This is a genomic window from Marixanthomonas sp. SCSIO 43207, assembly GCF_019904255.1.
In the GTDB taxonomy this organism is placed as follows: Bacteria; Bacteroidota; Bacteroidia; order Flavobacteriales; family Flavobacteriaceae; genus Marixanthomonas.
Window position 1 is genome coordinate 258,167 of sequence record NZ_CP063203.1, and the last position, 24,645, is coordinate 282,811.

23 protein-coding genes are annotated in these 24,645 nt (G+C 34.8%); 9 read left to right on the forward strand and 14 right to left on the reverse strand.

The window, feature by feature from the left end:
- Positions 1-45: 45 nt before the first annotated feature.
- The 7 genes from INR76_RS01240 to INR76_RS01270 all read right to left on the reverse strand — a co-directional run bounded on the left by INR76_RS01240 (position 46) and on the right by INR76_RS01270 (position 7,084).
- Positions 46-1,560, reverse strand: coding sequence for a S8 family serine peptidase (locus INR76_RS01240; RefSeq protein WP_223108826.1), 1,515 nt, complete (start codon positions 1,558-1,560; stop codon positions 46-48).
- Positions 1,561-1,625: 65 nt separating this feature from the next.
- The gene (locus INR76_RS01245) at positions 1,626-2,204 is read right to left on the reverse strand and encodes a phosphatase PAP2 family protein (protein ID WP_223108827.1); all 579 of its coding nucleotides are present in this window, start codon (positions 2,202-2,204) and stop codon (positions 1,626-1,628) included.
- Positions 2,204-2,491, reverse strand: coding sequence for a twin-arginine translocase TatA/TatE family subunit (locus INR76_RS01250; protein WP_223108828.1), 288 nt, complete (start codon positions 2,489-2,491; stop codon positions 2,204-2,206). Before INR76_RS01250 ends, INR76_RS01245 begins: the two co-directional genes overlap by 1 nt.
- 80 nt (positions 2,492-2,571) lie before the next feature.
- Positions 2,572-4,881: a M1 family metallopeptidase gene (locus tag INR76_RS01255; protein ID WP_223108830.1), complete on the reverse strand. Its 2,310-nt coding sequence runs from the start codon at positions 4,879-4,881 to the stop codon at positions 2,572-2,574.
- 64 nt (positions 4,882-4,945) lie between these two features.
- A complete protein-coding gene (locus INR76_RS01260) occupies positions 4,946-5,452 on the reverse strand; it encodes a DUF6702 family protein (protein WP_223108831.1) in 507 nt (168 codons plus the stop codon).
- A gap of 50 nt (positions 5,453-5,502) precedes the next feature.
- Complete coding sequence (locus INR76_RS01265; RefSeq protein ID WP_223108833.1) at positions 5,503-6,288, reverse strand: hypothetical protein; 786 nt, start codon at positions 6,286-6,288, stop codon at positions 5,503-5,505.
- Positions 6,275-7,084 (reverse strand): carboxypeptidase-like regulatory domain-containing protein, encoded by an 810-nt coding sequence (locus INR76_RS01270; RefSeq protein ID WP_223108835.1) that lies wholly within the window; start codon positions 7,082-7,084, stop codon positions 6,275-6,277. The genes INR76_RS01265 and INR76_RS01270 overlap by 14 nt, the downstream gene beginning before the upstream one ends.
- An 80-nt stretch (positions 7,085-7,164) precedes the next feature.
- Between INR76_RS01270 and pepE the strand changes: the two genes are divergently transcribed.
- Positions 7,165-7,875 carry a dipeptidase PepE gene (pepE, locus tag INR76_RS01275; RefSeq protein ID WP_223108837.1) on the forward strand — a complete coding sequence of 237 codons (711 nt, stop codon included), beginning with the start codon at positions 7,165-7,167 and terminating at the stop codon, positions 7,873-7,875.
- A 2-nt stretch (positions 7,876-7,877) separates the two neighbouring features.
- Here pepE and INR76_RS01280 read toward each other — a convergent pair whose 3' ends face one another.
- Positions 7,878-8,303, reverse strand: a complete 426-nt coding sequence (locus INR76_RS01280) for a GNAT family N-acetyltransferase (RefSeq protein WP_223108839.1) — start codon at positions 8,301-8,303, stop codon at positions 7,878-7,880.
- A 46-nt stretch (positions 8,304-8,349) separates the two neighbouring features.
- Here INR76_RS01280 and INR76_RS01285 point away from each other — a divergent pair, with 46 nt between their 5' ends.
- The 8 genes from INR76_RS01285 to INR76_RS01320 all read left to right on the forward strand — a co-directional run bounded on the left by INR76_RS01285 (position 8,350) and on the right by INR76_RS01320 (position 16,143).
- Complete coding sequence (locus tag INR76_RS01285; RefSeq protein ID WP_223108840.1) at positions 8,350-9,090, forward strand: M15 family metallopeptidase; 741 nt, start codon at positions 8,350-8,352, stop codon at positions 9,088-9,090.
- A gap of 24 nt (positions 9,091-9,114) precedes the next feature.
- Positions 9,115-9,882, forward strand: coding sequence for a M48 family metalloprotease (locus tag INR76_RS01290; RefSeq protein WP_223108842.1), 768 nt, complete (start codon positions 9,115-9,117; stop codon positions 9,880-9,882).
- Positions 9,883-9,956: 74 nt separating this feature from the next.
- Positions 9,957-11,882 carry an acyltransferase family protein gene (locus tag INR76_RS01295; RefSeq protein ID WP_223108843.1) on the forward strand — a complete coding sequence of 642 codons (1,926 nt, stop codon included), beginning with the start codon at positions 9,957-9,959 and terminating at the stop codon, positions 11,880-11,882.
- A 96-nt stretch (positions 11,883-11,978) separates the two neighbouring features.
- Complete coding sequence (gpmI, locus tag INR76_RS01300) at positions 11,979-13,493, forward strand: 2,3-bisphosphoglycerate-independent phosphoglycerate mutase (protein ID WP_223108844.1); 1,515 nt, start codon at positions 11,979-11,981, stop codon at positions 13,491-13,493.
- A 5-nt stretch (positions 13,494-13,498) separates the two neighbouring features.
- Complete coding sequence (locus INR76_RS01305; RefSeq protein ID WP_223108846.1) at positions 13,499-14,092, forward strand: thioredoxin family protein; 594 nt, start codon at positions 13,499-13,501, stop codon at positions 14,090-14,092.
- Positions 14,093-14,134: 42 nt separating this feature from the next.
- Positions 14,135-14,536 carry a BT0820 family HAD-type phosphatase gene (locus INR76_RS01310; protein WP_223108848.1) on the forward strand — a complete coding sequence of 134 codons (402 nt, stop codon included), beginning with the start codon at positions 14,135-14,137 and terminating at the stop codon, positions 14,534-14,536.
- 8 nt (positions 14,537-14,544) lie between these two features.
- Positions 14,545-15,363: a type I methionyl aminopeptidase gene (map, locus tag INR76_RS01315; RefSeq protein ID WP_223108849.1), complete on the forward strand. Its 819-nt coding sequence runs from the start codon at positions 14,545-14,547 to the stop codon at positions 15,361-15,363.
- Between the two features lie 12 nt (positions 15,364-15,375).
- Positions 15,376-16,143, forward strand: a complete 768-nt coding sequence (locus INR76_RS01320; RefSeq protein WP_223108850.1) for a class I SAM-dependent methyltransferase — start codon at positions 15,376-15,378, stop codon at positions 16,141-16,143.
- Here INR76_RS01320 and INR76_RS01325 read toward each other — a convergent pair.
- From INR76_RS01325 to INR76_RS01350, 6 genes are all read right to left on the reverse strand, one after another.
- The gene (locus INR76_RS01325; protein ID WP_223108852.1) at positions 16,140-17,144 is read right to left on the reverse strand and encodes an FAD:protein FMN transferase; all 1,005 of its coding nucleotides are present in this window, start codon (positions 17,142-17,144) and stop codon (positions 16,140-16,142) included. The genes INR76_RS01320 and INR76_RS01325 overlap by 4 nt on opposite strands.
- The gene (locus tag INR76_RS01330) at positions 17,141-17,503 is read right to left on the reverse strand and encodes a Na(+)-translocating NADH-quinone reductase subunit F (protein ID WP_223108854.1); all 363 of its coding nucleotides are present in this window, start codon (positions 17,501-17,503) and stop codon (positions 17,141-17,143) included. Before INR76_RS01330 ends, INR76_RS01325 begins: the two co-directional genes overlap by 4 nt.
- 89 nt (positions 17,504-17,592) lie before the next feature.
- Entirely contained in the window at positions 17,593-21,738 is a 4,146-nt protein-coding gene (locus tag INR76_RS01335) for a T9SS type A sorting domain-containing protein (protein ID WP_223108855.1), read from the reverse strand.
- A gap of 142 nt (positions 21,739-21,880) precedes the next feature.
- Positions 21,881-23,191 carry an NADH:ubiquinone reductase (Na(+)-transporting) subunit F gene (nqrF, locus tag INR76_RS01340; protein ID WP_223108856.1) on the reverse strand — a complete coding sequence of 437 codons (1,311 nt, stop codon included), beginning with the start codon at positions 23,189-23,191 and terminating at the stop codon, positions 21,881-21,883.
- A gap of 1 nt (position 23,192) precedes the next feature.
- Positions 23,193-23,924 carry an NADH:ubiquinone reductase (Na(+)-transporting) subunit E gene (gene nqrE / locus INR76_RS01345; protein WP_223108857.1) on the reverse strand — a complete coding sequence of 244 codons (732 nt, stop codon included), beginning with the start codon at positions 23,922-23,924 and terminating at the stop codon, positions 23,193-23,195.
- Between the two features lie 56 nt (positions 23,925-23,980).
- Positions 23,981-24,628, reverse strand: a complete 648-nt coding sequence (locus INR76_RS01350; protein WP_223108858.1) for an NADH:ubiquinone reductase (Na(+)-transporting) subunit D — start codon at positions 24,626-24,628, stop codon at positions 23,981-23,983.
- Between the last annotated feature and the right edge of the window lie 17 nt (positions 24,629-24,645).

Genomic DNA, 24,645 nt, shown 5'->3' on the forward strand with positions numbered 1-24,645 from the left:
AGGGTTCAGAGTTGTTCTGAACCCTTTTTATTTAAAATCTAATTCTTATTGTACAGCTTGTAAGGCATCTATATTTCCATATCCCTTTGTACTATCTTTATTGGGATAAAACTCAGAACTTTGTCGCATTTTATTCAACACTTGATTTCTGCTCCAACTTGGATGTCTTGCCCAAACTAAAGCTGCGATTCCGGCTGTGGTTGCAGTAGCAACAGACGATCCTCCTACATAAGCGGTATCGCCATTGTAAAACCCTAGAACAGTTCCGGTGCGGTTTACATCATTTGCACGTTGCATTACAATTGTAAACTCTATTTCATTACCATCGTGACAAGTAGCACATTGCTCATACGTTCCATCGTCTGTTATACCGGTTACAGCGACTGTTTCACTCATACTAGCAGGAAAAATAACTGGATACCAATTTGTAAAATCTAAAGAAGTACCTCCTGCTGCAAAAATTAATTTCCCTTTGCTATGTGCATATCGAACAGCATCTTTAATATTTTCAATAGACCAAGGGTATCCTATAGACATTGAAATGATTTTAACATCATTTCTATCTGCCAATTGTCTCAAGGCATCTTTTACACCTTTGCGTTCGTGGTAGTCGTTTAATACCACATCTTCAGTAGCTCTGTAGGCTATTAAATTTGAATTATACGCTACCCCAACCGGTAAGTTATCGTTATTTCTTGGCGAAGCAATTGTTGCTCCCATACTCGTACCATGACCACATTTATCGTGGGGACCATCATAATTTGAACTCCACCACCATGAAGAATCGATAAATGTACCATACTTTTGAATTGTTCTTCCTGAGCTGTAGCCATCATTAAAATTTGAACCCAATAAGGATTGACTTTGAGATACTCCGGTATCAATTAAACCAACTGTAACATTGGCTCCGGTACTGTAACTCCATGCTTGTTCAATATTATGTTCATCATACGTCCAGCTCACTAACGATCCCGGTGCAATGGTACGGTAATCATTACTATTTAATGATTGACCATCTTTATTGCAGCCTTTTGACGATCTAGTTTGCGGGTATTGTTCGCTATAAAAAAAAGAATACGCATTTGGCTCCATATACCGTATATCATCTCTTTTTCTTAAAGCTGAAATGGTAGTTATAGAGTTTACCTGAACGTCAATAACATTTAACACGTCATCGTCTTCAAAAAGGGTTTCTTTTCGAGTTCCTTCTTCGATTGACATAATTTCCGAAACAATTGAGTTTTTTGAGTTGGTAAGTCTAGCATTTTTTTGAGTACTGAAACTTTCGCCTTGGTTTCCGTATCCAATGGTTAAAACGTCGCCTCCGTGTACTGTTGCGCTCCACAATACTTGATCTGTTGTATTTTTCCAACTAAAATCACCTGTACGGCGCAACTCTTCATCAATAATAGCATTGATTTGGGGGATGGTTAATAATTCTTGGGAAATTTCAGAAGACAAATTGGTTTCTTGAGTTTCTTCTGAAAGGGGATTGTCTTTGGTACAGCTTGTAATAACTATAGTAAACACAGCAAGTACCGCGAGTTGTAATTTTCTCATAGGTTTGATGATTTGGTTAATAAAACATCAAGATACAAAAAAATAATATGTAGAAAATCAAGCTTTTAGGTTAAATCACTAACACTTAACTTGTCATGCTTCAAGGCTAGTTTACATAATTTATAAAATAGGAAAGCAAAAACAGTACCTACCAAGGCTCCTACAAAAATATCGCTAGGGTAATGTACTCCTACATAAATTCTACTTGTAACAAATATGAGTGGCCATAAAAAGAAAAGATAAACCCATTTGGTTTTTTCTCTTAACACCAATACCATAAAGGTTGTTATTGAAAAACTTGATGATGCGTGACCAGAGAAAAAACTATAGTTTGATGGTTTTTGTAAAATGCGAATTATTTCGGAAAGAGATTCTACGTTATTGGGGCGCAGTCTTTCAAAATAGTTTTTAACTTCTCCTGTAACAAAAATAGTAATCCCAAAAGTTAGCAATAGAAAAAAAAAGATGGCTCCTCCTCTTTTCCATTTGAAATAGTAAAAAATTAAAAAAGTAAAAAGTAAAAAAAGTGGCGTCCAGGTTTCTATTTGTGTGACGGTGATCCAGAAATCATCAAATTGTTTAATTCCTAAAGAATTGAGAAAAACAAATAATTCTCTATCCCATTCTTTCAGTATTTCAAACATTAACGTCTGCGTTTAATGGGACCGGTTACTTCTTCTACATCTTCTTTTACTTTGTCAATTTCTTCACGGACATCTTTAGTGATATCCACATCAATGCCTTGCTTTTCGGCGCTTTTAGTTATTTCAGACTTGATATCGTTTGTTGCGTCTTTAAGTTGGCGCATACCTTTTCCAAGTCCACGGGCTATTTCGGGTACTTTATCTGCCCCAAAAACCAGTAGAATAATAAATAGTATGAAGGCTATTTCAGTACCACTTATAAATAAATATATTGTTTGTAGAAACATACTACAAATATAAAGAAGATATTGCTGTTATATTAAAAAGCCTCGTTAAAGTAACGAGGCTTTTTAAAAAATTTGTTTTTTTAGTCTTGTTCAGTCTTTTGTTTGAACTTATCAAACTCGCCTAACTTTTTACGTTTTGGCCAACTGTTATTTTCTGTATCTATATCTGCTGTTTCTTCATCTGGATCTACCATAATTTTGGTTATCTCTTTGTCTGAAGCTATTACCTTTCCTACTTCTTTGTCATTTTTTCTCCAAATTTGAGCAGGGTATTTAACACGCTCGGTACTACCGTCGCTATAAGTAAACTCTGCAATAATAGGCATTGGGATACCTCCTGGTTTTTCAAAAGTTATTTCGTAAAAGTAGTTAGGCTTTTTAAGGTTAGCTCTTTCTTCAGCAGAAAGATTATCCATTATGTATTCTTGAAGTGTTGAAACATCGTCAAGTGATGCGTTTTTCATACTTTCTTCATAGTCTTCACTTCCTTCTTCTACCATATAAACTAATGGTGGAAGATCACTTTCTGTCATACCACGTGCTTCCATCATTTCACGCACTTGTGAATTCATTTTTGAAGTTACATAAAAACGTTTTACTTCTTTAACACCTATATCTGTATATTCTGTACTGTAAAACCAAGCTCTCCAAAACCAATCAAGGTCTACTGCAGATGCATCTTCCATAGTTCTGAAAAAGTCTTCAGGAGTTGGGTGTTTAAACATCCAACGGTTTGCGTATACTTTGAATGCATAGTCAAACAACTCTCTACCCATAATAGTTTCGCGAAGAATGTTTAAACCGGTTGCTGGTTTTGCATATGCATTAGCACCAAAACTGTAGGTATTTAACCCTTTGGTCATAATAGGTGCAATGTAATCTTGATCGCCTGCCATGTAGTTTACAATGTTTTTAGCAGGTCCTCTTCGTGAAGGATATTTTTTATTTGGTGCAATTGCATCTGGATACCACTCACCAAAATCTTGTTCGGCAACGTATTGTACAAAAGTGTTAAGTCCTTCGTCCATCCACGTCCATTGACGCTCATCACTGTTTACAATCATTGGGAAGTAGTTATGACCTACCTCGTGAATAATTACTGAAATCATTCCATACTTGGTACGCTCACTGTAATTTCCATTTTCATCTGGACGTCCATAATTCCAGCATATCATTGGGTATTCCATCCCTTGATTTTTGGCATGTACTGAAATTGCTTTTGGGTATGGATAATCAAAAGTCATTCTAGAGTAAGACTTTAATGTACTTGCAACAGCTTTTGTAGAAAATTCTTCCCAAAGTGGGTTACCTTCTGGCGGATACATAGATACAGCCATTACATCTTTACCGTTGTTTTGCTTTACTGCCATCATATCCCAGATATAACGTCTAGAGGTAGCAAAAGCGTAATCACGTACATTTTCTGCTTTAAACTTCCACGTTTTTGTGTTTTTTGAGAATCCTTTTGAAGCCTTCTCTGCTTCCTCTTGTGTTACGATCAAGACCGGTTTATCATATGATTTTTTTGCTTTTTCATAACGGTTCATCATTGTTTTTGAAAAAACATCTTTTCTGTTTTGAAGTGTTCCGGTAGCATCTAGAACGTGATCTGCAGGAACAGTAATACTTACTTCAAAATCACCAAATGGCAATGCAAATTCATCACGCCCCCAGAATTGGCTATTTTGCCATCCTTCTACATCATTATAAACTGCCATTCTTGGGTAAAATTGAGCTATTACATATCCTTTGTTACCATCATTAAATACTTCATACCCACTACGTGCTCTATCAATAGTATGATCTGGAATGTTGTACCACCACTTTATTGAAAAAGTAAATTCTTCACCTGGTTCAAGATTTTTTGGCATTTCAACTCGCATCATCGTTCTGTTAATAGTATGCGGAAGATTTCTACCTTTTTCGTCTTTAACGGCTTCTATTTTAAATCCTCCATCAAATCCAGCTCCCATATGTTTTTGCACAAAAGACCCGGCCATATCTGCAGGAGCAGCTCCACTTGGCTCAATAAGTGGCGACTTTGAATCTTTAGCACGCACATTTTGATCCAACTGAACCCATAGATATTCTAATTCGTCCGGAGAATTATTGGTGTAGGTAATTGTTTCATTTCCTGAAATACGTTGCGTTTCATCATCTAAAACAATATCCATCACATAATCAGCTTGTTGCTGATAATATCTTGGTCCTGGCGCTCCACTCGCACTTCGGTATTGGTTGGGAGTTGAAAACTCTTCATAAAGCTGCTTAAAGCGATTGTTATTTGTGTGACCCGGTTTGCGTTCTTCACTGGTTGAATCATCTTGACCGTAGCTTATTCCTGCTGAGAGAAACAAGAGGACCAAGGAAGCGTATTTTACTAATTTCATAATAAAGATTTCTGGTTTTAAAAAGATTCTAAATTTAGTTTTCTTATGCTGAATGAATATTTATTTAATCGAAGTTTAACATATCTTTAGGATTATCTTTATCCAAAATGAGACTTCTTCTTAAATTAGGTGTTTTAATATGTATAATATTTTGTTGTTCTTCAAATAAATCCATCAATATTTCGTCTTTAACTTCAATTGACTTTAATTTTTTGACTCCGGTAATCTCAATGTATGCATTTACAACATCAATATCATAATCTCTACCCAAGTAATTTAACTTGGCAGGTTTTCCATTAATGTTTATTTGTAACTTTTGAAGAATGTATTTTTTAAGAAATGCAGCATCACGTTTTGTCTCTTTTGTGGTAGCTATAGAGATAGAAGAGTCATATCTTTTTTGAAGCACGTCTTCTATATCATCAATAAAGATTTTTGTTATTATTTGTAAGGATTGTTTTTGCGGAACATATTCAATATTTGTGGTACTCACATAGAATTTATGATCAGCAGAAGACGCTGTCATTAAAGGGAGTACAACAATAAGAAGTGCAATTTTTAAAAACTTCATATATACAATTGTTTTGATAGGACGTAAATTGACTGAATATGTTACACAAATTATTCCTTTTTTTCAAATTCGGTTATTTGTAACCGTTTTGCATATTCGGGACCCTTTTCATCAAAAACTGCAAGTACTTTTACATAGTTTTTACTTTCAAAAAAAGATTGAATAGAGCTAGTCTCTGTACAAAACAACAGAAAATCATACAGTCGCTCTTCGGGAATTTGATAAGCATCAACAAAAAAAGACACGGAGTAATAATTGATTATACTTGCAATTGTATTATTTTCGGCTTCCCATTTTCTTTGTGTTTTTAATTTTTTATAATACCCACTTATGTATTTATAGAGTCCTTCTACATCGAGCGAAAGTGGTGTAATCACTTGTCCTACCAATTTGGGGATTTTTTCTTCTTGTTCTCCTTTAAAACCCGGTATTCCAACATCGTCAAAATCTATTTGTTTTTCAGTTTTGATAGTTTTTAAATCGGTTTCAAGATTTCCGGTTAAATTAGGGCCTAAGTAAACCTCATCAAGTTCATTGACTAACGTTTCTAATGCAAGAATCAAAATTCCTTTTTCTACTATTTCAGAAGAAATGGTAATCTTTTTTGGAATATAATGCACCGAAGAAAAAAGTAACGTATCCTGTTCTTTAACAGCAATAGAAAAATTACCGTGCACACCGCTCACTGTATTGATGCGCGAGGACAAATTCATTATGTGAATACCTTCTACCTCAGCCTTGTTTGTAATAGTTCCTTGTATTTGGGTGCGCTGTGAAAGTGCTTCACCAAAGGTTATTATCGCTAAAAATAAAAGAAGTATTTTATTTGTTTTCACGCTGTTCTTTATACAATTGACTTTGTCTAAACATATACTCAAGCAGCTTTAATTCATTTTGAGATTGTAACAAATCAGTTGTCAAACCGCTGTCTTCAACAAAATGTAAAAAATCATCTGCTTTGTTTTCTGAAATATTAAATGTCTCAAATATATAGGCATTACTGAATCGTTGTCTAAGGGCTGTGGATAGCTGTATCGAGTTTTTTACATAAGCTTCAGTAGTTTGCTTTTCTTTCCCTTTAAAAATGAGCTTAAGGATGTTTTTAATATTTAAGCCATTTTTCATTCCTTCACTATTGATTGCTTGTTCTGCAGCATTACCATCTACTTTTGTAAGTGCATCTGCTGAAAAATTATATTTAAAGTTTAACGCTTCGTATGACAAATCCATTGTTGGATTTATGGTATACGTTTTCACTCTATTCACATCTGCTACAATATTTCCTGAAAGATCATACGGTCTTACAATCACCTCTTCTAGTTGGTTTACTGCAGGATTAAGATAAATATTCATTGTTTCACTTTCAATAACTCCTTTATCTACAATAATGGTAAAACTTTGAAATTGTAATGCGGTAACCAAAACTCGGTCGTTAATTCCTACTTGCAATTGAAACTCCCCTTCTTTATCTGTGACCGTTCCTTTTTGTGTGGTAGAATTATAAATATTTATTCCTTCAATATCATCTCCTTTTGGTGCAGACACCACACCCGTAACAAGCGTTCGTTCAATATCTTGCGCCAGTAAAGTGAACGGAAGTAATACTAGTAATAGGGCGATATAACGTCTCATGGTTAGTTAAATTACAATATAAAGACGCAATCGTTTAAGTAACGTTTGTTAAATTTATCCTATATTTTTAATATTGAAATATGAAAAACTTTATTGCAGCTAGCACTTCAACAATATACAACGGCGCCTATTTAGATTATTTAAGCGAAGCATTAACTGAGCTTTTTTCTGAAACAGATGAGATACTTTTTATACCCTATGCCAGACCGGGCGGCATCTCACACGATGAATACACTCAAAAAGCTTCTGAAGCATTTAAAAAGATAAATAAAAAAGTTGTAGGCATTCATACGTTTAAAAATCCTGAAACTGCAATTAAAAATGCAAAAGGAATATTTACCGGAGGTGGTAATACGTTTGTTTTGGTTACAGCTTTGTACAAAAACCAAATTATGCAATCGCTGCGAGAAGTGATTTTTAATGGCACTCCTTATCTTGGCACTAGCGCAGGAAGTAATATATGCGGAGTAACTATGTGTACAACAAATGATATGCCTATTGTTTATCCGCCATCGTTTAAAACCCTAGGTGTTCTACCTTTTAATATCAACCCACATTACTTAGATCCAGATCCTTCTAGCAAACATATGGGAGAAACCCGAGAAACACGCATTAAAGAGTTTCACACTCAAAACACCATTCCGGTGGTAGGATTAAGAGAAGGTAGCTGGTTGCGCGTCAAAGGAAGCTCTATTGTTTTAAAAGGAGAATTAAAAGCTAGAGTTTTTAAAAAAGATAAAGATCCCGAAGAAATTGACACCGAAACATCATTAAGCCAACTTACACTATAATCTTATAGCTCTTTTACAAAATGATAGCCTTTGGCTACAAATCCTTGATTATAATAAAATTTATGTGACGGAAAATTGTGAACGTAGGTGTTTAACTCCATCCAATTGCATCCTTTTTTGGTTACGTGGTTTGCAATAAAATCAATTAATTTTTTGCCTATTCCTTTACTTTGAAAGTTTTCATCAATATACACGTGATCTAGTTCAACATTTTTACCGGCATAATGCCTCGTTTGGTACCACAAACCACATATACCTATCAACGTTTCTGAATAATAAATACCTAGACACTCATAATTCTCGGTAGCCATACTCAAAACCCTTTCTTTTAAAACTGGTTCTGGCACACTATTTTCCTCCAGTTTTTGCAACAGCGGAATGATTACTAAAATTTCAGAAGCTGGAATTATACCAAAACGAAGTTCCATAAGTTTTATATTAATTGTACTTTTAAACAAACCTCTAAAATACCAAATGAACCGAAAAGATTTTATAAAAAACTCATTTCTTTCCCTAAGCGCTATTTCTCTATTGCCACTTGTATCATTTACCAACCAAGAAACCTTTACAATTGATCAACTTATAGGTAAAGGAAACCCAGACATTACTGGCAACAGCTATAGATCTACTATGCATAAAGAAGCCAAGAATGCTTTTTTAAAAATGAAACAAGCCGCTTCAAAAGAAAATATTACTATTGAAATTGTCTCTGCCTACCGAAGTTTTGAACGCCAAAAGCAGATTTTTGAAGGAAAATACAATCGGTTTACAAAGCAAGGCTTATCACCAAGTGAAGCCATTGAAAAAATTATTGAATATTCAACCATACCTGGAACCTCAAGACACCACTGGGGGACAGACATTGACATTATAGACGCAAATGCTCCCAGGCCAGAACACGTGTTGCAAGAAGAACACTTTCATGGCAAGGGGCCATTTTGTAGACTAAAAGAGTGGCTCAATGAATACGCCAACTCTTTCAACTTTTATGAAGTGTACACCAATAATGCAAATAGGAATGGTTTTAAATATGAACCTTGGCACTTTAGCTACGCGCCGGTTTCTATACCCATGTTAACAGCGTATAAAAAGCTAAATCTTCAACAAATACTTCAAAATGAACAAATAGAAGGAAGTGATTTTTTCACAGAAGAGTTTATAAAAAAATATCGTGCAGAACATATTCTTGACATAAATCCAGATTTACTTTTGTAACTTAGTGTATTAAATTTCAGTAAAATGGCTTCAAGACGCAGTTGGAAAATTAGAATTTTTATAGGATTGGCTATTGTCGCTTTTGCCTTTTTTAAAAAATGTGCTAATACACAAGAAAACCCTTACACCGGAAAAGAACAAACTATTTCAATGTCTACTGAAAAAGAAATTGCTATAGGTTTACAAAGTGCTCCCCAAATGATCAATCAATACGGAGGCATGCATCCAGATCAGAATCAACAACGCTACATTGATGCAATTGGTGCAAAATTGGTTACTAACAGTTTGGCAAAAGACACACCGTATCAATATGAGTTTCATTTACTAGCAGATAATGAAACCATAAATGCTTTTGCACTTCCTGGTGGACAAATTTTTATCACCCAAGCACTATTTTCAAAACTTACTTCTGAAGATCAATTGGCCGGTATACTGGGGCATGAAATAGGTCATGTATTAGGCAGACACTCTGCAGAACGCATAGCTGAAACTGAATTTTGGCAAACTATTTCACAAGGAGCATCGGTAGGCGCAGATGCCGGAGAGCTTGTTGCCGGTATTGGTCAAAATGTACTACTAGGCAATGGCCGTGACGATGAACTGGAGAGCGATGAACTTGGTGTTAAATTTATGATGGATGCGGGTTACAACCCCTACGAAATGATTGAAGTTATGAAGATTTTAAAAGCTGCAGCAGGTCCCAATCGCTTACCAGAATTTAAAAGCACACATCCAGACCCAGACAATCGCATTGAAAAAATCAAGCAAGCGATTGAAAAATTTGGAGGGTAATTTCTTTAAATTTCAATTTACAGAGCTTTCAATTTTGGGTAAGTTTATATATTGCAAAAAAATTTCACTATTTCATGTTTATAAGCAATGTCCCAAACATTATAAAAGAGTATCGCCCAGAACTTAACGGGTTGAGAGCTTTAGCAGTAATTCTTGTTTTACTTTTTCATTTAGACATTTCTTGGATGCAAGGTGGCTTTTTGGGTGTTGATGTATTTTTGGTTGTATCGGGCTACTTTATAAGTAAAAACATTTTGTATGGATTACAAAATAACTCTTTTACATTCAAGAAGTTTTACACAAAGCGACTAAGAAGACTTTTTCCAGCCCTTATTTTTACACTCATTCTTGTAGTAATTGCAGGTTACTTTTTTTTCACACCTTCAAGTTATGAGCGACTGGGAAAATCTGCTATTTTTGCTTCCTTTTCACTGTCCAATTTCTTCTTTTGGAGTGAAGCAGGTTATTTTAATCTAGAATCGACCTACAAACCGCTATTGCACATGTGGTCTTTATCTTTGGAAGAGCAGTTTTATCTGTTTTGGCCACTATTGCTAGTTGTTTTATACAAGTTTAAAAAACAATACCTTCATTTTTTTATACTAGTAATTGCTATAATTTCTATTGTTTTAGGTGAAATATATATTGCAAACAATCCAAGTGCTGTATTTTTCTTAATACCCTTCAGAATGTTTGAATTTTTATTAGGTGCAAGTTGTATTTGGCTTGAAAAGTATTTTTTTAACAGAAAAACCTACATCCTTGAAAGCCTATTTTTCATAGGGCTAGTACTCATTGTTTACTCTTCTGTCAAATTTGATCATTTTACCAGAATGCCGGGTGTTCTTTCACTAGTTCCTTGTGTAGGTACTATGTTTATTATTGTTGCAGGAAAAGCGCCTAAACTAAGCTGGGTTTTAAAAAACAACGTTGTAGAAACCATCGGAAAAGCTTCTTACTCCATTTATCTTATTCATTGGCCAATCATTGTTTATTATAAATATTGGACTCTTTCTGACTTATCACTCTCCAATCAAATTAGTATTGGTCTTTCTTCAATTGTAGCTGGCCTTTTAATGTGGCATTTTATTGAAAACACCTTTAGGTATAGAAAAAGTAAGAAATCAAAGATTGACCCTATTTGGTTTACCGTACCCACACTTATACTTGTAATTTCATCATTCTCATTATTTATTTGGAAAAGTGAAGGAGTTACTTCAAGGTTTACTGATGAACTATACATGACCAAAGCTGAAATTTTAGAAAACAGGAAAATGTATTTTGATGAATACAAAGAAAACCAAGATTTACTAAAAGGCAAACCAAATAGTGGGCATGTAATGGTATTAGGCAACTCACACTCAGTAGATTTAATTTTTGCTTTGAGACAAAACGGTTTTAATTCAAAAATCACTTCTTTAAAAAGTTTGGGGAAATGCTATAACTTTGGTCAATCTTATGATGAAAATGCAGCTAAAGACTGTAAAGCACTGTTATCAAAAAATCTAAATAACAAAAATTGGAACAAGGTTGATGCCATCTTCCTACATGATAATTGGCCAAAATTAGAAGTAGACGGCTTAAAAGAAATCATTGAAAAAATAAGAAATATTTCAAATGCTCCTATCTATGTATTTGGTCCAAAAATGACCTATGTAAAACAAATACCTGAAATTGTAAGATTAAGCAACTCCATTTCACCAAAAATAATTAATAAGAAAGCAGAAGAATTTTCAAGAAAAGATTTTAAACTGCGATTAAACAATAATCTTAAAAAAGAACTATCAAAACCTTTCTATAGGAAATTAAACGTCTCATTTATTGATATCTTAGCCTTACAAGGTGGAGAAAATCCTCAAAAGTTTGAGATAGTTTCTAGTGATGATTTAAAGTTTCTGTATTTTGACAATTCTCACTTTACAAAAAAAGGTTCAAAAAAACTTGGTAAAAAACTTAAAGACAAACATCCTAGCTTATTCGACATTAAAAATTTAAAGTAAAACAACTAGATTCTACCCCTATTTGCTCTAGACACAATCTTCATTTTCAGTACCTTTGTTTTTTAGTAATATTTGAAAAAATATCACACTGTACAAATGAACAAAAAAGTCCTTTTACTCATCCTTGACGGATGGGGAGTAACACAAGACCCGGCTGTTTCTGCCATTGCACAAGCCAATACTCCTTATATTGACTCACTATATAACAAGTACCCCAATGCTCAGTTAATAACTCACGGTATGAATGTAGGCTTGCCAGATGGCCAAATGGGAAATAGTGAAGTAGGCCACATGAATCTAGGAGCCGGTCGCATTGTATATCAAGATTTGGCAAAAATTAATTTAGCAGTTAAAAACAACACCCTAAAAGATGAGCCTGTTTTAAGTGAAGCGTTTAACTATGCATTACAAAACAATAAAAAAGTTCATTTTATTGGCCTAGTATCAAACGGAGGTGTTCATTCACATATCAATCATTTAAAAGGACTATTGACTGCCGCTCACCAAAAAGGACTTAATGATATCTTTGTGCACGCCTTTACCGATGGCCGTGATGTTGACCCAAAATCTGGTGCAGGACATATTGAAGACCTGCAAAATCATTTAAAAACCACCAATGCAAAGCTAGCTTCAATTATTGGCAGGTATTTTGCAATGGATCGTGATAAAAGGTGGGAACGTGTGAAAAAAGCGTATGATCTGTTAGTCTTCGGAAAAGGAAAAAAATCAACCAACGCACTTGAAAGTATTCAACAAAGTTATTCTGAAAATATAACCGATGAATTTTTAGAACCTATTGTACTTACTGAAAACGAAAAACCAATTGCAACTATTGACAAGGATGATGTGGTATTATTCTTTAATTTCAGAACAGACAGAGGAAGGCAACTTACCGAAGCGCTAACTCAAGAAGATTTTCCAGATTATTCTATGAAAAAAATACCCTTGAAGTTTGTAACGATGACCAATTATGACGAGTCATTTAAAAACATAGAAGTAATTTATAACAAAGAAAACATTCAAGAAACGCTGGGTGAAGTTTTGGAAAAGAATAAAAAAACGCAAATACGTATTGCTGAAACTGAAAAATATCCGCACGTAACATTTTTCTTTTCCGGAGGAAGAGAAGAACCTTTTGAGGGCGAAAAAAGAATATTATGTCCTTCACCAAAAGTAGCCACTTATGATCTACAGCCAGAGATGAGTGCTTATGAAATACGTGACAAAATCATTCCTGAAATCAATTCAAAATCTGCAGATTTTATTTGCTTAAACTTTGCCAATCCAGATATGGTTGGTCACACCGGCGTTTTTGATGCTGCTGTAAAAGCTTGTGAGACAGTTGATAATTGTTCAAGAGGCATTATTGAAGCCGCGCTAGCAAATGATTACACAACCGTAGTCTTGGCAGATCACGGAAACAGTGAAAAAATGAGAAATGAGGACGGATCACCAAACACAGCTCACACAATCAATCCAGTACCAGTAATTATTGTAGACAATAACATAACACACGTTAAAAACGGAATTTTGGGTGATATTGCACCTACTATTTTGCACTTAATGGGTATTACTAAACCAGAATCTATGACTCAAGATTCATTAATTTAAAAACTATGAAAAAAACACTTTTTGTATTATTGGCAGTAACAGTATTTGCTTGCGGATCACCAAAACAGAAAAAGACAGAATCTACTTCAGAAAAAAACAACGTTGAGAAAACCAAACCTGAAACAATTAATAAAGAAGTTCCAGATGAAGAAAACGGCGGAACCATGTTATTAGGGAAAATAAACAAACAAGGTCTCACAAAAGAACCTTATGCAGATTGGTTTCAAGCAAATCAAGATTTTCACAAACTAGACACTGCAACCGTCGAGAAAATAAAACCACTATTGAACGATGTTAAAATAACAGCTTTTATGGGTACTTGGTGTTCTGACAGCCAACGAGAAATACCTGCATTTTATAAAATTTTAGATCAAGCAAACTATGATTATAGCAAGTTAAAACTGTATGCTATGAACACTCAAAAGTTAACAGACGAAGGGTATGAAAACAGCCTTGATATTAATTATGTTCCTACTCTAATTTTTTATAAAAACGGAAAAGAAATAGGTCGTTTTGTAGAACACGCACAAGAAACTCTTGAAAAAGACATATATGCAATTTTAAGTGGTGCAGATTACAAGCACTCCTATCAAGAATAAGTGCTACAATATTTGTATTTTTGCCGTTTATAAATTGTTATAATGACGGATCGCTTGACCATAGCAGTAGATTTTGATGGAACAATAGTTGAAGATCAATATCCGAAAATTGGAAAACCAAAATTATTTGCGTTTGAAACATTACGGAAACTGCAAGAAAACGGACATCGATTGATCCTCTGGACGTACAGAAACGGAAAGACCTTAGACGATGCCGTAGCTTTTTGTAAACAAAACGGAATTCAGTTTTATGCAGTAAATAAAAGCTTTCCGGAGGAAAAATTTGATCCCACCTATAGTCGTAAAATTAACGCTGATGTCTTTATTGATGACCGAAACATTGGCGGTCTTTTAGAATGGGGGCAAGTCTATCAACAACTTATAGGCGAAGAGAAAAAAATTACACAAACCAAAAAAAAGAAAAAAGGATGGTTTCCTTTTTAAAGAAAAAGATGATAATACCTAAGAGCAACGAAGAAATAGAGTTAATGAGAGAGTCGGCACTTATTGTTTCAAAAACATTAGGTATGCTCGCTAAAGAAGTAAAACCGGGTGTCACCTCACTTCAGCTTGATAAATTGGCAGAAGAATTTATAAGAGACCATGGAGCCGAACCCGGATTTTTAGGTATGTATGACTTTCCTAACAGTTTATGCATGAGCCCAAATGCAGAAGTGGTTCACGGTATACCAAATGATGTTCCTTTACAAGAAGGCGATATTATATCTATTGATTGTGGTGCGTTAAAAAATGACTTTTATGGAGACCATGCGTATACTTTTGAAGTGGGTGAAGTAACTCCTGAAGTAAAAAAACTCTTGAAGGTTACTAAAGAATCTTTATATGTTGGTATTCGTGAATTTAAAAAAGGAAATCGTGTAGGCGATGTAGGTTATGCTATTCAAAAATACTGTGAAGATCACGGGTATGGCGTAGTACGAGAGCTTGTAGGGCACGGCATAGGCAGAACCATGCACGAAGATCCTGAAATGCCAAATTATGGTCGTAGAGGTCGTGGTAAAAAATTTATTGAAGGTATGACCGTTGCTATTGAACCTATGATTAACTTAGGAACACGTCGCATTGAACAATTAAAAGACGGTTGGACCATTTTAACAGCAGATCGAAAACCAAGCGCCCACTTTGAGCATGATGTAGCATTGATTAACGGTAAACCCGAATTGCTTTCTACTTTCGCTTATATTTATGAAGCTTTAGGTATTACAAGTGATGAAGAAGATGAATTTCGGCAAAAAGAGCTGATTTTGTAAGCTTTTCTAACCATGCAAAAGGTTTCTGCTTTTTTTCTTAATTTATTTCCAAGGCCATTATTAATTAGGTTAAGTTATGTAATACGACCTTTTGTAGCTTTTTTTTTAAGAGGAACTAATTACAAAGACCCAATTGACGGAAAATCATACCGAAAATTTTTACCCTACGGTTATGAAAATGTACGTGAAAATGTCTTAGCCCCAGGAACTTTATCGCTAGAAAGACATAGACTGTGCTGGCTTTATTTAAAAAATGAAACTTCTTTTTTTTCTTCAGAATTAAAAGTACTTCATTTTGCTCCTGAACAAGCTTTTCACAAGCGATTCAAGAACTTGAAAAATCTTTCTTACACAACTACCGATCTTAATTCACCAATAGCCGATGTAAAAGCTGACATTTGCGACTTACCATTTTCTGATAGTGAATTTGACTTTATAATTTGCAATCACGTATTAGAGCACATACCTGATGACACTACGGCAATGAAAGAACTCTACCGTGTCTTGGCTCCTGGTGGAATTGCTATTTTACAAGTTCCGCTAGAGAATGACAGAGCTACCACTTTTGAAGACGATAGCATTACAGACCCTAAGGAACGTGCCAAAATATTTGGTCAATATGATCACGTTCGTATTTACGGGATGGATTATTTTGAAAAATTGGCTTCGGTTGGTTTTTCAGTTGAAGCGGTAGATTATACGACTACTTTTTCAGAGGAAGAAATTTCTACCTATCGTTTGGCAAAAGGAGAACTGCTCCCTGTTTGTAGAAAAAATTAATTATTAGTTTTTACTTTCATTCCTTCAGTTACATATTCTTTTTGTTGATTTAAAGAATCTGTGTAAGTAAGATAGGCTTCTACTTGTGGTAGTTTCTGTAAAACTGCTTTAGATTTTTCCAATCCCAGCGCCATAAAAGACGTTGCGTACGCATCTGCTTCGGCACAGGTGGGAGCCAAAACTGTAGCACTTGTTACATCGCTTTGTTCTGCTTTTCCGGATAATGGATTGATGGTGTGAACGTATTTATTTCCGGTAAGGGAATCAATTCTAAATTTTCTATAATTACCAGATGAAGCCATCGCTTGGTTGGTAAGTGTAATAGTTTCAGAATAACTTCTATCATCAAGTTCTGAAGTAACTTTTTCTATACCAACGAGCCATAATTGTTCTTTGGTTAAGTTTTTTCCTTTTGCCAAAATCTCACCTCCCAATTCTATTAAATAATGCTCCACTCCATTGTTACTTAAATAAGCACCTATTAGATCAATACCATATCCTTTTGCTATGGCGTTAAAGTCAAAATAAATTTGAGGATTGGTTTTTACTATTTTATTTTCTGAAGTAAGTTGTACTTTATCAAATCCTACAAATTGCATTAATGAATCTAGTGTAGTACTGTCTATTTTTTTTATGGGTTTTACATCACCAAAACCATAAGCATTACGAAGCACTCCAATTGTGGGATCAAAGTAACCGTCTGTTTGCTTATGAATTTTGTTTGACAGCAAAAAAACATCTTTAAAAGTTGTATCTACAGTAATTGTTGAATCACCGTTATTTATTTTTGAAATATCACTATCTGCCATATAGGTACTTACAGACCGATTTACAGCGTTGACAATAGAATCTATGCCTTTTTGTACATCCATAGTATTTTTTGAAAAATACTTAATGTGGTATGTGGTACCAAAGGCTTGTCCTTCAATATAATGTTCTTCTTCTGTAATTTTTGAACAAGATATAAATAGAACAATGGAAGCTAAGGTTAAATATTTCATACTATTTTTTGTAAACCATTATATACAAGTGTGTACTCCTCATTTTTGATTACAGGTTTGGCATAATCTGTTCCGTGACCTAGTCCTACTCCTGCATAATAAGTTATTGCATCAAATTTTTCTGCATGAACTTTTATGGTCTGCATAAAGACAGGATCATACGTATTGGCATCTTCAGGATAAGATACTGCTCGTACTATTACAAAGTGTAATTCTTTATTTTTTAAAGCTACAAACTGTGGATCCTTTTTCAGTTTAGAATTAACTCCTAAAAACTCAAAACCTTTCTCTTCTAGGTCTTTACCTACAATATTCATAGCGAGGTTATGTAATTCTTGTTCTGTAAGTTCTATACTCATAGTACAAAAATAGGAAGTATTTACCTATAAAAAGAAACCGTTTCATTTTTTTCTGAAACGGTTTCTTTTATACAAGTGTTTTATTTACTCTATTTTTTTATAATTCTTTTTGTGAGCGTACCATCAGTTGTTGATATTCTCATAAAATAAACCGCCGATGTAAGAGAAGAGACATCTAGTTGTACTTCATTTTTACTTTTTACAGGCTGAGTTAATACAGTTCTTCCTCTGATGTCTGTAATAGCTATGTCTTTAATTTCTACTTGTGACGAAACGATATTAATTACGTTTTGAGCAGGATTTGGATATACAGACACACTGTCTATAGATGCATTAACAATATCTAGAGTAGAATTTTTATAGTAGAGAGTAAAGCGGTTTTGATAGACTCCAGAATCACTTACAAACGTATAATCATCTTCAGATAAATTGGTGATTTTTCCATTCTGATTATCTACTAAATAAACGGTTGCTTCAGAAATTGCTGCACCGTCAATATCTTGAATGCTTATTGTGTAATTTTGACTTTCTTTTATTTGAGTGGCAAAACTCAATGAAACTTTATCCTCTACATCAAAAGGTTTTCTACCTTGAATAACCAGTTGTTCACCGGTTTCTAATTCAGAATATAATGAAACAGGTGTTGCTAAGCGTTTCACTTCAACTTCAGAATCAAATTGATCTGTTGTTATTGCAGTATATCCTATCAAAGTTGTGCTTCCTAATTGATAACTCTCATTTAATATATTTAACCAAATGCGTTCTCTCTGAATCTCACTGTTACGGTAAGTATCATTATTGTCTACTAAACGCATACTATTATTAAAAGTAACTATACCGGCGCTACTGGGTTTGACAGCAAATCCTTGCCCTGAAGCAATATACTGTGTTGGAGTTACACCTCCATTTGCAGCTTGAACACCACCTAAAGTCTCACTAAAGATTGAAATATCACCCATACTATAATTATCTTGATTGTATCCAGGATAATTGGTTGGCGGCGTTACATGTTCCCAAAAATACATCTCATTAATCATGGTATTTTCGTCAAAAAACAGTTCAGCATCTATCGCTGAGGCATATGGATTTCCTAATATATTTGGACTTGTAAGTTGTGTTCCATTATACACCAAGCTAAAAGTAATCTCACCATTAGTAAGGGTACCTTGGTCAAATTCAAAGTTATAACTTGCCGGACTCCCTATGGTTGGTGTTGTTTGCGGCATCATTAAATAGCCTTCACCTACATTCATATTTCCTGAATATTGTTGCCAGTTGTCACCGTTATCGTCTGCAAAATTATTAATCCCCGGAAACGCGGCTTCTACATCTGGATTTGGGATAAAATTACTTGTAATGTGATTTCTAAACTGAATTGGGTCTCCAAAGGCATTTTTATTTTCTGAACTCATTGGGCTTGAAACAATCATAAAGCCTCTATTACCAATACTAGGACTTGTTTTTTCTATGGTAATTGTTCCATTTTTGGTCACTGTAGCATTATCATCTACTTGTACCAAACTTCCTTCGTGCTTGACTATCAAACTACCATTAACAATTATATCACCTTGAACTTTCACATAATCTCCAGCTGAAATAGTTAACGTACTACCCGCTTCAATTGTCATAGAACAGGCTTCTATACTTCCGTTTGATGAAGTATTGTAGTTATCACTTATAATGGCTTCTCCAGAAATTGTTGGACTATTATTATTCCAGCTACCAGAAACATATTCGGTAATTGTACCACAACTACTAAATTGTGAGGTAAACATCCCTCTTCCATATGTAGCTGCGAGAATGGTATTATCTGCTTCTTTAAAATCAAAAGACATTACTTTTACATCTTGCATGCCGTTTTGAGACTGTAGCCAATTGGGGTTGGTATCATTCCAGTTATTTGTTTTCCAAACTCCCAGAGCAGTACCAATAATTACTTCATCATTATTTAAAGGGTTTTGTAGTATACATTTTACGGGCATATCTGGTAAATCACCTTCTTTGCTTACCCAATTATTACCGCCATCTTCAGTATACCAGACGCTGGTTACACCATAATTGTGAAAGGTAACCATGATATCATTTTCAGTAGCACCGTACCGAATATCTGACACCGCTCCTACTTGCCCAGGCATTGAAATGTCGGTCCAAGTGGGTGTTGCATTTGCATTATCCAATCTAATAATTTTACCTAAAGCCGTACCCACTAGCATTCGATTGTTAACAAAAGGAGAAGCAACAAAGAAAGTAGGTATGGTATTAAGCATTGAATTGGTTAAGGTAGTTCTTGTTACTGCAGGTACAGATGGATCGATAGCATATCTATAAATGCGGTATGTACTTCCATTTGTTGCATTTGTAAATAAAATATTTGTATCACTATCTAAGCCACATTGATTAACAAAATCACCGGTATTATCACTATTCGGGAAATTACCAACATATACTCCTTCTATGGTTATATATCTGTAATTATTATAAATATAAGAAGATATCATATATTGATCATCTTGATCAATAAATGCCCAGCATCCGTCTCCTCCGGTTACTTCTGTTGTTGAGTTTTGCCCTTCGTTAGCATTTAGAGCAAGCTGTGAGCCGTTGTCTTGTGATCCAGCTAATAATATTTCTGAAGAAATATTTTGATTAATAGCTCCCTTATAAAATTGGGTTACATTGTATCCATTATTTCTTGCTTCGGTTGTGCCTCCTCCGTTATTACTATAATAAACACCTCCGTCATTTCCGAAGATAACTCTATTTGAAGCGCCTGGTGCAAAAGCAATTCCATGTTGATCTGCATGAACTTCTTGATAACCAAAACCACCATACCAATGTGAAAATTGATTCCAAGAATTGCCTGAGTTTGTTGATTTAAACAAGTCAATTCCTCCAACATATACGGTATCATCATTTGAAGGATCAACAGCAATCATTAAATCATAAAAACTTTGTCCGCGAGTAAAATCGCTAGGGTCAATGTTGGTATCTGCATCATTAGGCTGAGTAAGTGACGTAGGAGCTGAAGCAAAGCCATTGGTCGTTCGAAAGATTTTTACTGGATTTGAAGAGCTAGATCTGTCTTCGGCCAATACATATATTTTTCCACTTGTTTGTTGTGAGCAAGCCAATTCAACACGACCTTGTGTACCTAAGTTTCGTACATTAGTCCAATTGTTTCCATCATTTCTAAATACAAAACCACCTCCGTGACCATAGGCGTTGCGTCGGGTTCCCATCCAAAGGTTTCCATCGGCGTCCATATTAAAGTCATTTGGTGAATAGGGGCTTCCTTCAGCAGTAGTAAAAATAGGATCTGTTAATCTTGAAAAATTAATTCCGTCTGTACTTTTGTAAATACCTATTGTATTTAACCCGTGCCAGTCCCAGCCATCGGGTCCCGGTACAACTTCTTCTCGATAAATTGTTGATCCAGCACCAAAATACACTTCGGTTTGATTGGTAACGGGATTGTTCCAGGCTATGATATCTTGTATATAAGCAAAACTATCTTCTACGGTTGGGCCAATATTAGTTAAAAGTTCTATCCAAGTATCACCTCCGTCGGTAGATTTATAAATACCGTTCCCAATAACATCGCCGCCGGTATAAACCTCTCCAGTACCTAAATACATAATATCTGTATTATTTGGATCTACCGTTATAGACATTACAGATAAATTACCCGGTACACTTTCTACCCGTTGCCATTGAGACGCGGCACTTGTAATATCATTGTTTATCCATAAGCCACCGCTAACACCTCCAGCAAAAACTTTTGTTGTACTTCCGGGAGCAAATAGTAATTCGTGTGTTCTACCTCCTACATTGTTTGGTCCTCTTTCTACCCAGCTATTTGATGGATCCCCGGGTGACAATCGCATAGAAGGGGTTGATTTTAATTTTTTTTGAAGCTCATAAAGCTTCTCAGGAGTTGGTCTTAAGAGGTTTGGATTACTTGTATATAAGTATTCTTGTTCAAAAAACTTATTTGGCGGAAGACCTCTTTCAGCACGTTGTGTTTTTGATAATTTTGTGGTCTCACGAAAAGGATGATTTACAAGGCAGTCTGAATATTTATTTGAAAGTTGTTCTTCTTCCGAAAAGATTAAATCATTAAATGTAGTATTTGAATTGATCAAAAGCCATCCAATCAACAAACTTACTAGTGTGAAGAGAGAATATATAAGAACATTGTAGACTCGCTTTTCTTTTGGGGTAGAGTTTAGGTTCATTTTGTTAATTTGTTAAATTTTTCTTAATACATCAAATATAACTTTTTAATTTAAATTGTATTGTCTAGCATCTATAAATCAAACCTATACAAACAAAAAAAGCCACCTAAATAGGTGGCTTTTTTTAAATTGTGTTGAAGAATTATCCTCCAAAATCGTCAAAACGAATATTTTCATCTGGGATTCCAAAATCTTCTCCCATTTTTTGAACAGCTTGGTTCATTAATGGAGGTCCACAGAAATATAGTTCTATTTCTTCAGGTTCTTCATGATGATTTAAGTAATTATCGATTACTACTTGGTGAATAAATCCTACGAAGCCATCACCTTCTTCATCATTAATATCCTTCTTTTCTTTCCAGTTGTCTTCTTCTAATGGTTCAGAAAGTGCTAAGTAGAATTTAAAGTTATCAAATTCTCTCTCTAGCTCGCGGAAATGTTCTAAGTAGAATAATTCTCTTTTTGAACGACCTCCATACCAATAGGTTACTTTACGACCGGTTTTTAAGGTTTTAAATAAGTGGTATAAGTGTGAACGCATTGGCGCCATTCCGGCTCCACCACCAACGTATAGCATTTCAGCTTCAGAATGATTGATAAAAAACTCTCCAAACGGACCTGAAATAGTTACTTTATCACCTTTTTTTGCATTAAATATGAAAGATGATGCTATACCAGGATTTACATTCATCCATTGGTTTTTATCGCGATCCCATGGCGGAGTTGCAACACGAACGTTCAACATAATTTCGCGTCCTTCTGCTGGATAAGAAGCCATAGAATACGCTCTTTCTACGGTTTCGTCATTCTTCATTACTAATGGCCAAAGACCAAACTTATCCCACTCTGCTTTAAATTTGTCAGGATCATCATGCTCTTCAGGGTGAGCAGTAATATCCATATCTTCAAACTTTACTTCACACGGCGGAATTTCAATTTGAATATATCCTCCTGCTTTGTAATTCATATCTTCAGGAATCTCTACTACAAATTCTTTAATAAAAGATGCAACGTTATAATTACGTACAACTGTAGCTTCCCATTTTTTAATTCCGAAGACTTCTTCAGGAATATGAATATTCATATCCTGCTTTACTTTTACTTGACAAGAAAGACGGGCTCCTTCTTTAAGTTCTTTACGTGTAAAGTGAGGTGTTTCTGTAGGCAAGGCTTCTCCTCCTCCTTCTAGTACGTGGCACTCACATTGAATACACGTTCCTCCTCCACCACAAGCTGAAGGAAGAAATATTTTTTTTCCTCCAAGAGTAGATAACAATGTACCCCCAGATTCTACTTCAATTTTCTTTTCATCGTTAATAGTAATGGTAACGGGACCTGATGGTGACAACTTTTGTTTGGTAAAAAGTAAAAGTGCAACCAAAAGCAGGACCAATACCAAGAATGCAACAACGGTTGCAATAATAACTCCTAATGTACTTGCGGCTAAAAACATATTAATTATTTGTTAGTAGGGTTGAAACTTCGGGTGTTTCAGCTGATTCTTTATTTTTTTCTACTTGTACTCCTAAATTTTCAGGGTTTTCATCTAGCGATGGCTTTTCTTCGCTTCCTCCGGTTAACATTCCTCCAAAACTCATAAAACCAATAGCCATTAAACCGGTAATGATAAATGTAATACCCAAACCTCTTAATGGTGCAGGCACATTTGAATACCGTATTTTTTCTCTAATTGCTGCAATTGCAAGAATAGCTAAAAACCATCCTATACCAGAGCTAAATCCATAATTAAGTGCTAGACCAAAACTTTCAATATCTCTTGACTGCATAAATAATGAACCTCCTAAAATGGCACAGTTTACTGCAATAAGAGGTAAGAAAATACCCAGTGAGTTATATAATGAAGGTGAAAATTTTTCTACTACAATCTCAACTAATTGAACCATCGTTGCAATAGTTGCGATGAATAATATAAATGAAAGGAAACTTAAATCATAATCTGCATATTCAGGGCCTAACCATTTTAATGCACCCTCTTGCAAAATGTATTGATCTAACAACCAGTTAAGCGGAACTGTTACAGTTAATACAAAAATTACTGCGGCTCCAAGCCCAACGGCTGTACTTACTTTTTTTGATACAGCCAGGTAAGAACACATACCTAAAAAGTATGCGAATACCATATTATCAACAAAAATTGATTTAAAAAATAATTCTAAATGCTCCATATTTTTATCGTGTTAAGTATTGAATGTTTAGTGATTAACCAACTCTTCAGTACTTATTAATTTTCTTCAATTAAATCTTTATTTCTGCTACGTTGAACCCAAATGATAATTCCTACCACGATTAATGCCATTGGAGGAAGTACCATAAATCCGTTATTTTCATAACCTATAGCATACAAACCAGTTTTTGTAACAGGGTTACCTAGTACAGGAAAACCGAATAACGTACCTGATCCAAGTAATTCACGGAAAAAACCAACAATAATAAGTATTACACCATATCCTGCGGCATTACCTATACCGTCAAGGAATGAACGCCAAGGCCCATTACCTAATGCATAGGCTTCAAAACGCCCCATAATAATACAGTTGGTAATAATTAATCCAATGAATACTGAAAGTTCTTTACTCAACTCATATGCAAAAGCCTTTAATACTTGGTCAACAATAATTACCAAGGTAGCTACAACAATAAGTTGAACAATAATTCTAATCTTTGAAGGAATGATGTTTCGCATTAAAGAAATCACAACATTACCTACTCCCATAACAAACAGTACCGAAATAGCCATTACAATTGAAGGCTTTAGTTGGGCTGTAATTGCCAAGGCTGAACATATCCCTAATACCTGAATAGTAATCGGGTTATTGTCCGCCAATGGGTCAAATATAAGTTTACTGTCTTTTTTTGATAAAAGTCCCATATTTTGAGTTTCTTAAG